Origin of the sequence: Salinisphaera dokdonensis CL-ES53 (genome assembly GCF_040361215.1) — a bacterium.
Classification (GTDB): domain Bacteria; phylum Pseudomonadota; class Gammaproteobacteria; order Nevskiales; family Salinisphaeraceae; genus Salinisphaera; species Salinisphaera dokdonensis.
In genome coordinates, this window is record NZ_APND01000001.1 from 483115 (window position 1) to 497803 (window position 14689).

15 protein-coding genes are annotated in these 14689 nt (G+C 65.0%); 8 read left to right on the plus strand and 7 right to left on the minus strand.

Features of this window, described 5'->3' with window-relative positions; translation table 11 throughout:
* Complete coding sequence (locus SADO_RS02185) at positions 1-546, minus strand: DUF427 domain-containing protein (RefSeq protein WP_353108833.1); 546 nt, start codon at positions 544-546, stop codon at positions 1-3.
* Positions 543-1931, minus strand: a complete 1389-nt coding sequence (locus SADO_RS02190) for a magnesium transporter (protein ID WP_353108835.1) — start codon at positions 1929-1931, stop codon at positions 543-545. Before SADO_RS02190 ends, SADO_RS02185 begins: the two co-directional genes overlap by 4 nt.
* Between SADO_RS02190 and bhcB the strand changes: the two genes are divergently transcribed.
* Together bhcB and SADO_RS02200 are read left to right on the plus strand one after the other, a co-directional pair.
* Entirely contained in the window at positions 1930-2877 is a 948-nt protein-coding gene (bhcB, locus tag SADO_RS02195) for a beta-hydroxyaspartate dehydratase BhcB (protein ID WP_353108837.1), read from the plus strand. The two genes, SADO_RS02190 and bhcB, sit on opposite strands and share 2 nt — an antisense overlap.
* A 97-nt stretch (positions 2878-2974) precedes the next feature.
* The gene (locus SADO_RS02200) at positions 2975-4231 is read left to right on the plus strand and encodes a dicarboxylate/amino acid:cation symporter (protein ID WP_353108838.1); all 1257 of its coding nucleotides are present in this window, start codon (positions 2975-2977) and stop codon (positions 4229-4231) included.
* Between the two features lie 98 nt (positions 4232-4329).
* Here the strand turns inward: SADO_RS02200 and SADO_RS02205 are convergent, their stop codons facing one another.
* The 4 genes from SADO_RS02205 to SADO_RS02220 all read right to left on the minus strand — a co-directional run bounded on the left by SADO_RS02205 (position 4330) and on the right by SADO_RS02220 (position 7429).
* Entirely contained in the window at positions 4330-5964 is a 1635-nt protein-coding gene (locus tag SADO_RS02205; protein WP_353108840.1) for an acyl-CoA synthetase, read from the minus strand.
* A 189-nt stretch (positions 5965-6153) separates the two neighbouring features.
* A complete protein-coding gene (locus SADO_RS02210) occupies positions 6154-6357 on the minus strand; it encodes a hypothetical protein (RefSeq protein ID WP_353108841.1) in 204 nt (67 codons plus the stop codon).
* A 72-nt stretch (positions 6358-6429) separates the two neighbouring features.
* Positions 6430-6699: a DksA/TraR family C4-type zinc finger protein gene (locus SADO_RS02215; RefSeq protein WP_353108843.1), complete on the minus strand. Its 270-nt coding sequence runs from the start codon at positions 6697-6699 to the stop codon at positions 6430-6432.
* A 220-nt stretch (positions 6700-6919) separates the two neighbouring features.
* Positions 6920-7429: a retropepsin-like aspartic protease family protein gene (locus SADO_RS02220; RefSeq protein ID WP_353108845.1), complete on the minus strand. Its 510-nt coding sequence runs from the start codon at positions 7427-7429 to the stop codon at positions 6920-6922.
* A gap of 114 nt (positions 7430-7543) precedes the next feature.
* On the opposite strand from SADO_RS02220, the gene SADO_RS02225 reads away from it, so the two are divergent.
* From SADO_RS02225 to SADO_RS02235, 3 genes are all read left to right on the plus strand, one after another.
* Positions 7544-8800 (plus strand): MFS transporter, encoded by a 1257-nt coding sequence (locus tag SADO_RS02225; protein ID WP_353108847.1) that lies wholly within the window; start codon positions 7544-7546, stop codon positions 8798-8800.
* Between the two features lie 60 nt (positions 8801-8860).
* Entirely contained in the window at positions 8861-10144 is a 1284-nt protein-coding gene (locus SADO_RS02230; protein ID WP_353108849.1) for a PQQ-dependent sugar dehydrogenase, read from the plus strand.
* A gap of 369 nt (positions 10145-10513) precedes the next feature.
* A complete protein-coding gene (locus SADO_RS02235) occupies positions 10514-10996 on the plus strand; it encodes a hotdog fold domain-containing protein (protein WP_353110063.1) in 483 nt (160 codons plus the stop codon).
* A gap of 43 nt (positions 10997-11039) precedes the next feature.
* On the opposite strand, the gene SADO_RS02240 is transcribed toward SADO_RS02235, so the two are convergent.
* Positions 11040-12092, minus strand: coding sequence for an alpha/beta hydrolase (locus SADO_RS02240; RefSeq protein WP_353108850.1), 1053 nt, complete (start codon positions 12090-12092; stop codon positions 11040-11042).
* Positions 12093-12221: 129 nt separating this feature from the next.
* Between SADO_RS02240 and SADO_RS02245 the strand changes: the two genes are divergently transcribed.
* From SADO_RS02245 to SADO_RS02255, 3 genes are all read left to right on the plus strand, one after another.
* Positions 12222-12785 (plus strand): DUF421 domain-containing protein, encoded by a 564-nt coding sequence (locus tag SADO_RS02245; RefSeq protein WP_353108851.1) that lies wholly within the window; start codon positions 12222-12224, stop codon positions 12783-12785.
* A gap of 161 nt (positions 12786-12946) precedes the next feature.
* The gene (locus SADO_RS02250; protein WP_353108853.1) at positions 12947-14113 is read left to right on the plus strand and encodes an MFS transporter; all 1167 of its coding nucleotides are present in this window, start codon (positions 12947-12949) and stop codon (positions 14111-14113) included.
* Positions 14114-14224: 111 nt separating this feature from the next.
* On the plus strand, positions 14225-14563 hold the full coding sequence (locus SADO_RS02255) for a hypothetical protein (protein ID WP_353108855.1): 339 nt from the start codon (positions 14225-14227) through the stop codon (positions 14561-14563).
* The last annotated feature ends 126 nt before the right edge of the window (positions 14564-14689 follow it).

Below are 14689 nucleotides of genomic sequence, written 5' to 3' on the forward strand. Positions count from 1 at the left end.
CTACCAGCCTTCGGTGCCCGGCTCGCCCTTGAACGGGCCGACCACGTCCGGCGTCACCCAACCGCCATAGAAGCCGCCCGGCTGGGCAAAAGCACGCTGACCGTCGACACGGCAATCGAGCCGATCGCAATAGAAGGCGATACAGCCGGCAATCGCGGCTGAACGCCCGCCGGCATCGGGATAACTCCAGGCCGCTCGCGCCACGGTGCGGCGCCCATCGGTGACATCCCAGTAGCGCGCCACGCCTTTCCATTCGCAGAAACTTTGGGACTCGCCCGCGACCAGCGCATCGAAATCAACCGTCTCAGGCGGCAGGTAATACGTCGGCGCACCGGCGGTTTCGAGTACACGAAAAGCCGCGCGCGTGCTGGCGATCACCCGCCCGTCCAGGCGCACCTCGACGCGCCGGTCGCTGGCCACGATGGCCGGCGGTCGCGGGTAGTCCCAGACCGATTCCTGACCGGCCTGCGGCGCGATCGCGAACGGCGGACGCTCGCCGCCGCGGTAGTGCCAGCCGAAGGTTTCATTCTCGTCCGATAGCTTCACAACAGAATCGAACTGGCGAGAAACAGCATCAGGCCCATGCCGAGAATATCCGTGAAGGTGGTCAGGAAGATGCTACTGGCCATAGCCGGGTCCGCGCCAAAACGCTTGAGCGTGAGCGGCACGACCACGCCGAAGATACCGCTGCCGGTACAGGCGCCGAGCATGGCGACCAGAATCACCAGACCGAGCATCATCGCGTTTGCTTCGCCCGACATCGAGGCATACAGCCACATCGCGATACCGGCAACGATACCGACCACAAAACCGTTCAGCGCGCCGAGCAGGATCTCCTTGCGCAACAGCTTGCGCACCGGATATTCGTCGAGCTGGCCGAGCGTGAGACCACGCAGGGTAATCGCCAGTGCCTGGCAGCCCGTATTTCCGCTCTGGCCGGCAAGCACCGGCAGGAAAGCGGCGAGCGCGACGATCTGGGTGATGGTGTCTTCGAACATGCCGACCACGAAGGCGGCCGCGAACGCCGTGAGCAGGTTCACCTGCAGCCAGGGATGGCGCATACGGAACGCGCTGAGAATCGGCGTGGTGATCTGTTCTTCGCGCGATACACCGACCTGGGCGCCCGCCTGACCGGTGACCTCGACCACCACGCGCTGGAACAACTGCCAGCCACGCACGCTGCCGATCAGCCGATCCTCCTCGTCGACTACGGGATAAACCGGGTAGTGCTTGACGAGGGCCGCGCGGACGGCGTCGTCGATGCCGCTGCCGCTTTTGAAGCGGAATGGCTCCGGCACCATGATCTCGGACAGCGGCTGGCCGGGGCGCGCGAGTACCAGATCGCGCATGCCCACCACGCCGACGAGTTTTTCGTCGTCGACGATGAAGATATAGGTGATCTCGGCAACCGATTCGCCGCTCTGCACAAGAAACGCCACCGCCTGCGCAGCGGTATGCGACGACGGCAACACGGCCGGCGCCGGCATGACCAGATCGTCGATCGGCGCATCGATATCCGCAGCAGCGGCCTCGGTGCTCGCGTCGTTGGCCTGTGCGGTCGCCGCGCCGGACAGCTGGGCGGCCACGGCCAGCGCCTCGTCGTGAGGCATCTGGGCCAACAACGCCTGGATCTCGTCTGGCGGAAGGCTGCTCAGCGTACGCGCGGCATCCGCGGGCGCCTGGCCATCGATATCCTCGCGCGGCGACTGGGCTGTCGACACATCGTTCATGAAGTCCTCGGGCAGCGGTCTGCCGGTACAGGGGCGGTATCGCATTATTAGAGCGCCGGGGTGCAGCAATTCAAGCACGATGTGATGGCGCACAACTGGCGCACGCTGTCCCCGCTCGAACGTCTTGTCGATCACCACGTTTTTCCTTGATTCCAAACCCTCCGGCAGAATGGCGCGGGTGATCACAGCCGAGTTGCCCATGTCCCTTCCCAGCTTCGACGACGTCTGCCGCGCGCAGGATCGCATCGCCCCGTGGATTCACCGCACGCCGGTGCTCACCAGCGAAACCTTTGATGCGATGAGCTGCGCGCAGCTGTTCTTCAAGTGCGAGAACTTTCAGAAGGCCGGCGCCTTCAAATCACGCGGCGCGGTGAATGCGGTGTTCGGCCTGAGCGAGACGGAAGCGAAGCGCGGCGTGGCCACCCATTCCAGCGGCAACCACGGCATGGCGCTGGCGCGCGCCGCGGCCTGTCGCGGCATCGATTGCACGGTGGTCATGCCCGAAACCGCCCCGCAGCCCAAGATCGACGCGGTCCGCGGCTATGGCGGGCAGATCGTGTTCTGCGAACCGCGCAACGCCGCACGCCAGGAAACCCTCGACGCGGTGATCGCCGACAGCGGCGCGAACTTCGTGCCGCCCTACGACGATGCGCGCGTGATCGCCGGCCAGGGCAGCTGTGCGAAGGAACTGCTGGAGGACGTGCCCGATCTGGATATTGTCATCGCCCCGGTCGGCGGCGGTGGGCTGATTAGCGGCACGGCGCTCAGCGCTCGCGCGCTGTCGCCCGCCACCCGGGTGATCGCTGCCGAACCCGCCAACGCCGACGATGCCAAGCGTTCGCGCGAGGCCGGAGAACGTCTGGTCGAGGATGCGCCGAACACGATCGCCGACGGCCTCAAGGCTTCGCTGGGCGAGCTGACGTGGCAGTTCGTGGCCACCGAGATCGACGATATCCTGCTCGCCGATGAAGCCGAGATCGTCGAAGCCATGCGCCTGACCTGGCAGCGCATGAAGATCATCATCGAGCCCTCCTGCGCGGTCCCACTGGCGGCGATCCTGCGCCATCGCGATGTATTTGCGGACAAGCGCGTAGGCGTGATCCTGACCGGCGGCAACGTCGATCTGCAGCGCCTGCCCTGGGCATAAGCGCGGGCAGGATCGGCCCTGCCTCGACGCGCCGTTTTCGTGAATCCCGGCCGACGCGCACAATCAAAACTGATCGACCGAACAACGAGTTTCGAGCATGAGCGACGACGACAAGAAAACGCCCATGAGCTTCATCCCGGGCGTGCCGCTCTGGGCCCAGATTCTGGCGGGGCTGGTGCTCGGCGCGATCGCCGGCGCGCTGCTAGGCGACAACGCCACCGTGCTCAAGCCACTCGGCGATATCTTCATCAGCGCGATCAAGATGCTGATCGTACCGCTGGTGTTTTCCACGCTGGTGGTCGGCATCACCGGCATGGGCGATCCGCAGAAGATGGGCCGGATCGGCCTGCGCACGATCGCGCTGTATCTGTTCACGACTGCGTTCGCGATCGCGATCGGCCTACTGGCCTCCACGATCTTCCAGCCGGGCGCGGGCCTGGATCTGACCTATGACGCCTCGGTCGAAGCCAAGGAGGCGCCATCGCTGGTCGAGATCCTGGTCGGCCTCGTGCCGCAGAACCCGATCGATGCGCTGGCCAACGGCAACATTCTGCAGATCATCGTCTTCGCCATCGGCCTGGGCATTTCGCTGCTGCTGATCGGCGAGCGCGGCGCGCCGATGACGCGCGTGTTCGAAAGCTTCGCCGAGGCGATGTACAAGCTCACCGAGATTGTCATGGCCTTCGCGCCGTTCGGCGTGTTCGGGCTGATCGCCAATGTGTCCGGCCAGTATGGGCTCGACGTACTCCTGCCGCTGGCCAAGGTGATCGGCGTGGCTTATCTGGCGTGTGTGGTGCACGTGCTGGTGGTCTATACCGGGCTGATCGCCTTGCTCGGCCGGCTCAACCCCGTGCGCTATTTTCGCGGCAGTATCGATGCGCTGGTGGTTGCCTACTCCTCGGCCTCCTCGTCGGGCACGCTGCCCGTTTCGCTGCGCTGTGCGCAGGACAATCTGGGCGTATCGCGGGGCGTGTCCGGTTTCGTGTTGCCGGTAGGCGCGACCATCAATATGGACGGCACCGCGCTCTACCAGGGCGTGGTCGCGCTGTTCGTGGCCCAATTCGTGGGCATCGATCTCTCCTGGGCCGACTACGGCATGATCATTCTTACCGGCACGCTCGCCTCCATCGGCACGGCCGGCGTGCCCGGCGCGGGGCTGGTAATGCTCTCGATCGTGCTCACCCAGGTCGGCCTGCCGCTGGAAGCCGTGGGCCTGGTGGCCGGTATCGACCGCATCCTCGACATGGCCCGCACCAGCGTGAACGTGGCCGGCGATCTCATGGTCACGGTGCTGGTCGGCAAGAGCGAGGGCGAGCTGGACGAGACGACCTATAACCGGCGTCTTAAGAGCTGATCCGCTAAGGCATGGCGGCGTAGGCGCCGCAGGCGCGCCTGGCATGCCTGCAGTGTCGCCGCGATTACTTCGTCGCCCCGTCCGGCGGGCGACGCCCGTCAGTCGTCCAGATGCTCGGCGCTGGAACGCAGCTCGTATTTCTGCACCTTGCCGGTGGACGTCGTCGGCAGCGCGCCGAACACGACCGTTTTCGGGCACTTGAACTTCGCCAGCCGCTCGCGGCAGTAGGCGATGATCTCGTCCTCGGTGGTTTCTTCACCGGGGCGCAACTCGACGAAGGCACAGGGCGTTTCGCCCCATTTCTCGTCGGGCCTGGCGACCACGGCCGAGGCGGCGATGGCCGGATGGCGCGAGAGCACGCTTTCGATTTCCAGCGAGGAGATGTTCTCGCCGCCGGAAATGATCACGTCCTTGGCGCGGTCGGCGATCTTAATATAGCCGTCGGGCTCGACATAGCCGAGATCGCCGGTGTGATACCAGCCGTCGGCGAAGGCTTCTTCGGTGGCAGACGGGTTCTTGAGATAGCCCTTCATCACGATATTGCCCGCGAACACCAGCTCACCCATGGTCTTGCCGTCGTGCGGTACGGGTTCACCGGTCTCCTGATCGACCACCGTGAGCAGTCGCTGGGTCGGATAGCGCACGCCCTGGCGGCCGTTCAGGCGCACCCGCTCGTCGAGGCTGACGTTGTCCCAGGCTTCGTGCTTGGCACAGAGCGCGGCCGGGCCGTAGGTCTCGGTCAGGCCATAGACATGCGTGAGTTTGAAGCCGATACGCTCCATGCCCTCGATCATGGCAGCCGGCGGCGCGGCGCCCGCGACCAGGCCGTAGACCGTCTGCTTGATGCCGGCCAGCTTGTCGGCCTCGGCGTTGATGAGCATGGAGTGCACGATCGGCGCGCCGCAGTAGTGGGTCACGCCGTGTTCGCTCATGGCGTCGATGATCGGGTCTGCCGCGACCTGGCGCAGGCAGACGTTGGTGCCGGCTTTTGCCGCCAGCGTCCAGGGGAAGCACCAGCCGTTGCAGTGGAACATGGGCAGCGTCCACAGATAAACGGCATGCGTGGGCATGTCCCAGGCCATGGCATTGGTCATGGCATTCAGATAAGCACCGCGATGGTGGTAGACCACGCCCTTCGGGTTGCCGGTCGTGCCGGAGGTGAAGTTCAGCGAGATGGCGTTCCACTCGTCTTCCGGCAGGCGCCATTCGAAGTCGGCGTCGCCCTCCGCGAGGAAGGCCTCGTATTCAATCTCGCCGATCAGCGACTCATCGCCGTCGTAGACCGGGTCGTCGATATCCACCACGGTCGGCGGATTGTCCATCTGCTCGATCGCTTCGGCCATCACCGGCGCGAAGGCGCGGTCGACGAACACCATCTTCGCTTCGCCGAACTCGAGCATAAAGGCCAACGTGGCGGCATCGAGACGCACATTGAGCGCGTTGAGCACGGCGCCGATCATCGCCGGGGCGAAGTGCATCTCGTAGGCGGCCGGGATATTAGGCGCCATCACCGCCACCGTGTCGCCAGCGCTGATACCGCGCTTTACCAGCGCACTGGCCATCTGCCGGCACCGGCTATAGGTCTCGCCCCAGGTCTGGCGCAGCTCGCCGTGGATCAGGGCGGTGCGATCGGGATACACCTCGCCCGACCAGGCAAGAAAACTGGTCGGCGACAGCGCGGCATGGTTAGCCGCGTTCTGCGGCAGGCTCTCGAAGGGGTTGGACTCGCCCATGGTCGGCTCTCCTCAAAATCACTAGGACGCATCGTGCCATAACCCAAGGCCCATGCTGGACTTGGCCATCAGTCGGCCGGGCGTGATCTATCCGATGTCGCGGTATGAGCGACCAACTCGGCGCGCGCAGGCGCGGACAGACGAAATAGCCTCGAACCGCGCCAGTACTCTCGCGCGGGAGGCCAAGGTTCAGGCGGGCAATGTCACGGTGTAGTCGTTGCCGGCAATGAGAGGGAAATCGGCTTCGTTCGCCTCGGAGACGGTCACCGTGAAGGTGCCGCTGTCGGTGCCCTGTTCCGTGGCGTGGCGCTCCGCTGCGGCGCGCGCGGCGTCCTCGAAGCTCTCGGCGTCGATCAGGTGCTCCTGATTGGCGATCTCGCAGATGAAGCGCATGCGGTTTCCGATTTCGTTACGTTCTCTAAGGGGCGGCCCGCCCTGTGCCGTGTGGCACAAAACCGGCAATGGTCAGCGCAGCTGGCTGTCCTTGCTGCCGCGCCGGTTGAAGCCGGCGTTGCTGCGATGATCCTGGTCGACGGCTTCCTGGCAGGCCACGCACAGACGCACGCCGGGGATCGCCTCGCGTCTGCGCTGCGGTATGTCGTCGCCGCATTCCTCGCAGTGCTCAAGACTCTCACCGGCCTGACCCAGCCTTGCGCGGGCAAGCTCCACGCCTTCGGCCACCGTACTGTCGATCTGTTCCTGTACCGCGCCTTCGCGCGCCCAACCGGTCGCCATGGTTCGCTCCCGAATATGGTGAACGATCAGCATTACCGATGCGAGGCCGGGTTTCAACCAGCCGCAAGCCGCGTCCACCGGGAGCGTCGACACATCACCGCTGCCCCCTCCTCGACTCGCGGGCTGTGACAGCTGGCTTTAGATGGCCCGCATGACGTTTCTACAAGCTGCCTTGATCAGCGCTTTGTATAGCGCTTGCCTGCATGTCATCTGACGCTCTTTATTGCGCGCCACCGGCCGCCTCGATGATCAGCTGGCCACCGCGTTGGCGCAGATCGACATGCCGCAGGAAGGTCATGCCCAGCAGCACGAAGTCGCTGTTCATCGCGGGATTGATCGAACCACCAACCCGCGACACCGACAGCCCGCCGATCGCAATCGTGTCGATGGTGGTGTCGTAGGCGCTTGCCCGACCGGCTGCCGTGTTCACGGCAATACGCCGGCCTCGTGACAGACCCAGCCGCTCGGCAAGATGGGCCGGGACGGCAACGTGGCTTGCGCCTGTATCCACGAGAAAGCTGACTGGCTCGCCGTTGATCTCGCCCGGCACCAGATAGTGGCCGCCGGGACTGGCCTCGAGCACCAAACGCTGTGCGCCGTCCGCGCCGGTCGCAAGCGTGCGATTGGGATGGGCACGCTGGTTCAGCAACGTATCGAAGCCCCACCAGAGCAGCCCCAACAACACGAATGTCGCCAGCACCGGGCGTAACGGCTGAAGCGCGCTGCTCATGAACTGCGAATACCCGAGGTCGTCATGCCACTACGATATCGGACGAGTGCCCGGCCCCGCTCGTTGACCCACCGATGCTAGGCTCGCGCTCCTCCGGTTCGCTCGTCACCCGCCATGTTCAAGACCTGGGCCGCGCTGCCCCGCGATACCCGCCTGTTGCTCGGCGCGCGCGCCGCCCGCAGCATCGGCCAGGGCGCACTCATCGTCACCTTTGCGCTTTATCTACGCGCGCTCGGCTGGTCGGCGCCGGCGATCGGCGGCCTGTTCACCGCCGGTCTGCTCGTCGACGCCACGCTGATCACCCTGCTCGGCCCCTTGAGCGATCGCGTCGGGCGCAAGCGTTTTCTACTGGTATACGAGGCAGCACAGGCGATCGCTGCGTTGATCGCGATCACGACCAGCGCCCCAACTCTGGTTGCAGGCGCGGCCGTTGTCGGCGGCTTCGGGCGCGGCGCAAACGGCGGCAGCGGGCCGTTCGCACCGGTCGAACTGTCGTGGCTGAGTCAGACGCTGTCGGCGCGGGCGCGCGGGCCGGTGTTCAGCCTCAACATGGCGGTGGGATTCAGCGGTATGGCTCTTGGCGCCCTGCTGGGCGGGCTGCCCGAGCTGTTCGACAGCGTGCTCGACGGCGCACTGGCCTATCGACCGCTTTTCCTGTTGTCGCTGCTCGGCTCGCTGACCTGTTTCGGCCTGCTCGCGCTCACCCCCGATCGCGCCACGCCACCACCGGAACCGCCCAAGGACCGCGATACTGCCAACGAGGACGCCGCGACCCAGCGCAAAGAGAACGGCCTTCTATTGCGACTGTTCGGTATCAATGCGCTCAACGGCGTTGGCATCGGTCTGATCGGCCCACTGATGGCCTATTGGTTCGCTGTGCGCTTCGGCCAGGGGCCGGCCGATATCGGCCCGGTCATGGCGCTGGCCTACGGCGCGACGGCACTGTCCTCGGTCGGGGCCGGACGGCTTGTTCAGCGGGTGGGCGTGATCCGCGCCGTGGTATGGATGCGCGCGATAGGCGTGCTGATTCTCGTCGCCATGCCGTTGGTGCCCAGTTTCTGGATGGCCGCCACGTTGCATGTGGTCCGCTCGGCCTTCAATCGCGGCACGGCGGGGGCACGTCAGGCCTTGACCGTGAGCCTGGTCCGGCCCCACCGGCGCGGCGCCGCGGTGAGCACGGGCAGCGTGGCAATCCAGCTACCACGTGCGGCTGGGCCGCTGTTCGCCGGCCTGTTCTTCGGCAGCGGCATGCTCGCGGCGCCGTTCTATATAGCGGCCGGCTTCTTCAGCGCTTACATCGTGTGCTATCGGCAGGTATTCGCGGCCTACGATCCCGCGCGAAGTACCCCAAAACGTGCCGGAGAGCGGTAGACAAGCACGGGCAATCAAGATTACTACTAAGAGCCTGTAAACGAGCCACCTTCGAAACGAATGATGATCAAACCGAACCCGAATCGATCCCGCGCCTGTCTGCTCGGCAGCCTGCTGGCCGCGGCTGGGCTGGCCGCAGCAGCCGATACGTCATCCTCGAACGCCCGTGCGGGCATCGCCGCCGAAAACGGCAGCAATCCTTCGAACGTCCCGGAGCAACTCGACGACCCCAAGACCGCCGATGTCACCGTGACCGGCCATGTCTTCAAGCCCACACCGATAGCCCCGAACGCGTCCAACCGTGCTCGGTTGTCGGTACCCGACGGGCTCTCGGTCGATGTATTCGCCGAGGGTCTGGGCAATGCACGCATGATGGCCACGAGCCCTAACGGCGCAATCTATGTCACGCGCCGCAAGGAAGGCGACGTGCTCATGCTCGTCGACAGCGACGACGACGGCCGCGCGGACGATCGCAAGGTCGTGGCGAAGAAGGACGCGATGCACGGCATCGAAATCGACGGCAACACAGCCTGGCTGATGACCGTCAACGACGTGTATCGGACCACGATCCAGGACGACGGCAGTTTCGGCGAACTCGAAAAGATCGCCACGGGCTTTCCCTCCGGCGGCCAGCATCCCAATCGCACGCTGGCGCTGGGCCCGGACGACGCGCTCTATGTCTCGGTGGGCTCGACCTGCAATGCCTGTGGCGAAACAGAAAAGCTCAGCGCCACCATGGTGCGCATGTCCCGTGACGGTAGCGAGCGCGAGATCTTCGCGTCGGGCCTGCGCAACACCATCGGTTTCGACTTCGAACCGCAGACCGGCGAACTCTACGGTTTCGACCACGGTATCGACTGGCTCGGCGACGACGAACAGCCTGAGGAGTTCAACCATCTCCAGCAGGGCAAGCAGTACGGCTGGCCCTATGTCTATGCCGACAGCCAGCTCAACCCGCAGGACGTACCGCCCGAGGGTACAAGCAGGCAGTGGGCCGAGCAGAGCGTCGAACCCATCCTGATGTGGACACCCCACGCCGCGCCCATGCAGATGCGCTTCTACGAAAGCGATGCCCTGGGCGCGACGTATCGCGGCGACGCGTTCGTGGCCATGCGCGGTTCCTGGAACCGCAAGCCGCCCTCCGGCTACGAGATCGTGCGCGTCGATTTTGACGACGGCGAACCGCAGTCCATCGAACCGTTCATCACCGGCTTCGTGCAACAGACCGATGACGGCTGGCAGCAGATCGGCCGGCTGGCCGGCCTGACAGTGGCCGAAGACGGATCGCTGCTGTTCAGCGACGACGAAAACGGCGTGATCTACCGCGTCAGCCGCGACGACTGACGCAACTGCGCGGCCCGGCGACGCGATACGCCGGGCCGGCCCACCTGCCTTCCCGGCAATCTCGCCGGCGGCCGTTCGTCAATTGCCCTACCGGCGAGCGCGGCGCTTGTGCGCCGCGCCTGTTGCCGGGCGACCAAGTCCCTTCACACCACCGTTATTCGCCGCTTGGTCACGGTTCGCCCTGGCATCTTCGTCGCCGACTATCCGCACTGGTCAAAAATTGATCAGAACAGATGCAGCCATTGGCACATAAGCGATCGGCGGCTGCGTACACGATTTATCCACAGTGCTGTGCAGAGCCGGTGTGCAAAAGTCAGCGTTGTTTCGGCTTATGATGGCGAATTGCCTTTCACAAGCAGCGAATCGACTATGGCCGGCACGAATAACCGCGTTCTCAAACTCTGGCAGAGCATGGCCGGCAAGCCGCGCGGCAAATGGCTGTTCACGCGCATGATCTGCCTGCGTGCCCCCTATTTCGGCAGCATCCGGCCAAAGTTCGAGGCGCTCGAACCCGGCCATGCGCAGGTGAGCATGCGCAAGCGCCGCGCGGTGCATAACCATATCGGCACGGTGCACGCGATCGCGATGTGCAACATGGCCGAACTCGCCGGCGGCGTGCTGACGGACGTCACCGTGCCGCCCAGCCATCGCTGGATCCCCAAGGGCATGACAGTTGAATACCTGGCGAAGGCCGAGACCGACCTGCTTGCGACCGCCTCGGCCGGCGATGTGCCAAACGCTGACGGGGGCGAGGACTACCCGGTTCAGGTCGACGTCACCGATACCCACGGCAAGACCGTGTTTCGTGCGGTTATCACCATGTGGGTGACGCCCAAGCAAAAGCGCGCCTGACCCGGCAATCGAACCGGGCGGCGCGCTTGCGTTTCCTCGTCGCTTATTGCTCGGCGTTGAGAAACAGCGCTGTTTCCGCGAACAGCTGCGGTGCGTGCTTCTCCATGCAGACGAAGTGAGTACCGTCGCCGATGACCACATAGCGCTTGGTCGCCGAGGACAGTTCACCGTAGAGCCCACGCGCGTCCGCATCGGTCGAGGTCGGATCGTCGTCGCCGCGGATGACCAGTGTGGGCACGTCGATCTTCGACGCGTCATAAACCGGGCGGTCGTGAAATATCTCCCAGATATCGACGAGCACGCCGTTGGGTGCCTTGATCTGCTTGGCACCGGCGTCCGGTTCCATGGCCAGCATCGCGCTGTACCAGTCGTCGAACACGGCCGGATCGCGCCAATCGGTCGGGTCTTCGGCATCGATCTGGGCGGCCCAGCGTTCGTCGGCCTGTTCGCGGGTGACCGTGCGATAAGCACCGATATCGGCGAGTTGATCCGGGTTGTCGGGATCGGCGAGCTTCGCCGTCCACGCTTCATTGTTCGCGCTGTATACAGGAGCGAAGAGCACCAGCCGCTCGACCTTGTCGCCGTGGCTGGCGGTGTACATGCCGGTGGTCACCGTGCCCCAGGACCAGCCAACCAAGTTGACCTTGCTCACGCCGGTGCGCTCGCGGATGAATTCCACAACGTCGTCGATATCGTGGATCACGGTTTCGGCGCGGGCGAAGGGTGCATTGTCTCCGGCCGGCGCGCTCATGGCCGCCGGGCGTGTTGAGTGGCCGTAGCCGCGCACGTCCATGGCAAAGGCGTGGTAGCCATCGTTCGCGGTGCGCTCGAGCCAGCTTGGCCCGTTGGCCAATGGGGTGTCGAAAGTCACGCTGGGATAAGTCGCGCCGTGGACGAACAGTACGGCAGCATCGCGCGCATTGGCTGTGGCCGGCGCGCGTTCGCTTACATGAATTTCGATGTTCTTGTCGGTCGTGCTCTGTACGCGATGCGACTCCGCGGCGGCGTTCGCCCAGCCCGGTATTGCCAGCAATAAGAGCAGTGCGGTCGCGGCGGCCATACGCACCCCGCCACGATGTGAAATAGAACGTGCCATACCCATCTCCTCGTGCATTATCGTGGGCGTGAAGCTAGCAGTACCGGGCCGCGTGCCCTACGCGACTTTCGTCCATACGCCCATAGCGGACACAGCCGCCCCACAACCGCTCTACAGGACCGACCCCGCATGAACTGGCAATGGATCACGACTACCGGCACGACCCTCGCGATGGTCCTCGTCTCTGGCATAGGCATCTATATCGTGCTGCTCGCGCTGACCCGGCTGGCCGGGCTGCGCAGCTTTTCGAAGATGTCGAGCTTCGATTTCGCCACCACCGTGGCCTTCGGCTCGATCATCGCGTCCACACTGCTGTCCAGGAACCCGCCGCTGGCGAGTGCGGCCTTCGGGCTCGTCGTGCTCTACGGACTGCAATACGCGGTTTCGCGTGCGCGGCACTTCAGCCCGCGTATTCAGCGTCTGGTCGACAACGAGCCGCTGCTGCTGATGGCCGGCGAAGAAATCCTCGAGGACAACCTGCGGGCCGCGCGCGTCACCGAAGACGACCTGCGCTCGAAGCTGCGCATGGCCGGCGTCACCGATCGGCGCCAGGTGATCGCCGTGGTGTTCGAGACCACGGGTGACTGCTCGGTGCTCTGCGAGGGCGACACCCTGGACCCATGGCTGCTCGCCCGTGTGCGCGGCGCCGACCGCCTGCCGGCCGAGCTGCTCACCCGGCACGCGCAGCCCTAGCCGCCTGACGCGGCAGACCTACAGCGCGCAGGTCATCATCGCGCCATGCCGGCGCATCGGCATGTGCACGGCGCGTGATATGAATCGATCGTTCGACTGGCCTTGAAATTGCTGCATACAGAAACGATCTACCTCCGTTCTGTGTCACTCCCCGGAGCCCCATGTCGAGCCCGACTCGTGCCCTGCCCGTTCTGATCGCGCTCGCCACCGGCGGTTTTGCGATCGGCACGACCGAATTCGCCACCATGAGCCTGCTGCCCTTCATCCAGCGGGGATTCGACCTGGACCCGTCCACGGCCGGTCATATCATCAGTGCCTACGCGCTGGGCGTGGTCTTCGGCGCGCCGATCATCACAGTGCTGGCCGCGCGCGTGGCGCGCAAACCGTTGCTGATCGTGCTGATGGCCGTCTTCGCACTGGGTAACGCCTTGAGCGCGCTCGCGCCGAGCTACGGCTGGCTGATGCTGTTCCGTTTTCTCAGCGGCGTACCGCACGGGGCCTACTTCGGACTGGCCTCGCTGGTTGCGGCGTCGGTGGTCGACCCCGGCAAGCGCACGCAGGCAGTCGGCTACGTGATGCTCGGGCTGACCGTGGCCACGGTGGTGGGCGTACCGCTGGCGACCTGGCTGGGCAATCTTGCCGGCTGGCGGTCGGGCTATTGGGTGATCACCGCACTCGCCCTTCTGGCAGCCACGCTCATCGCGCTTTTTGCACCGCGCGACAAGGCTTCGTCTACGGCCAGCCCGCTGCGCGAGCTGAGCGCCCTGGCCCGCACTTCGGTGTGGCTGACGCTAGCGATTGGCGCGGTCGGCTTTGGCGGCCTGTTCGCGGTCTATACCTATCTCACCTCCACGCTCGAGCATGTCACGGGCATGACCGCGGCATGGATGCCGCTCGTACTTGCGGTGTTCGGCGCTGGCATGACGCTCGGCAACATCGTGCTGCCGCGATTGGCCGATCGCGCCCTGATGCCCACCGCGGGCGGGCTACTGGTCTGGAGCGCGGTATCGCTGGCCCTGTTCCCGTTGGTCGCGCACAGCGCAGTGGGCATCAGTATCGATGTGTTCTGTATTGGCATTGGCGGTGCGCTCGGCCCGGTACTGCAAACACGGCTGATGGATGTGGCCGGTGACGCCCAGAATTTCGCCGCGGCCCTCAACCATGTCGCGTTCAATGCCGCGAACGCCCTCGGGCCATGGCTGGCTGGCCTGGCGCTCGCCGCGGGCTATGGTCTGTCGTCCACCGGGCTGGTCGGTTGTGCGCTGGCGCTCGGCGGTTTGGCGATCTGGGGCGTAGCGGTCATGCAACGATCCCCCCTAAAGACTTGATCGGGGCGGGCCACAACGCTTTACAAGCGGCCCGGCTCGGCGTCTGATAATCGAATGATCGATTATCCACAGCGCGCGCCGAACCAGAGCGCGCGCGTTCGGAGTAGTTTCATGACCCTGCGACCTGTTCTGTTCGTATGTATCGCCGGTCTTTTCGCGATGCCGGTGTTTGCGGCAGACGCCATCAACGGCGCTGCATCCGGCCAGCGCGCCATTCAGCCGGATTCCTCGAGCAGCGGCCGTGCGATCACGCCGCCGACTCAGCAGCGCGAATCCGCGCCCGCCCGGCTGAAAAGCGCGCCCGCGACGGGCAACACCGGCTCGATCAGTAACGGAACGAGCGGCTCCAGCGGCGCCGTGACGGAGCGCCGCGAGCGTTTCAAGAGCGATTCGCGACCGTTGAGCGACAAGATCGACCAACGCCGCAGGGAATTCGAAAGCGGCTCCTGATTGGACCCCATCCCTTGATCGAAACCAAACGCAGGATCACTGGCGCCGCGCCGGACGGTACGGCCGCATAAAACTTTCGGCGACGCCTTCTGTCACAGCGAAGAACCTCGATTCTTGCTGAAGGAG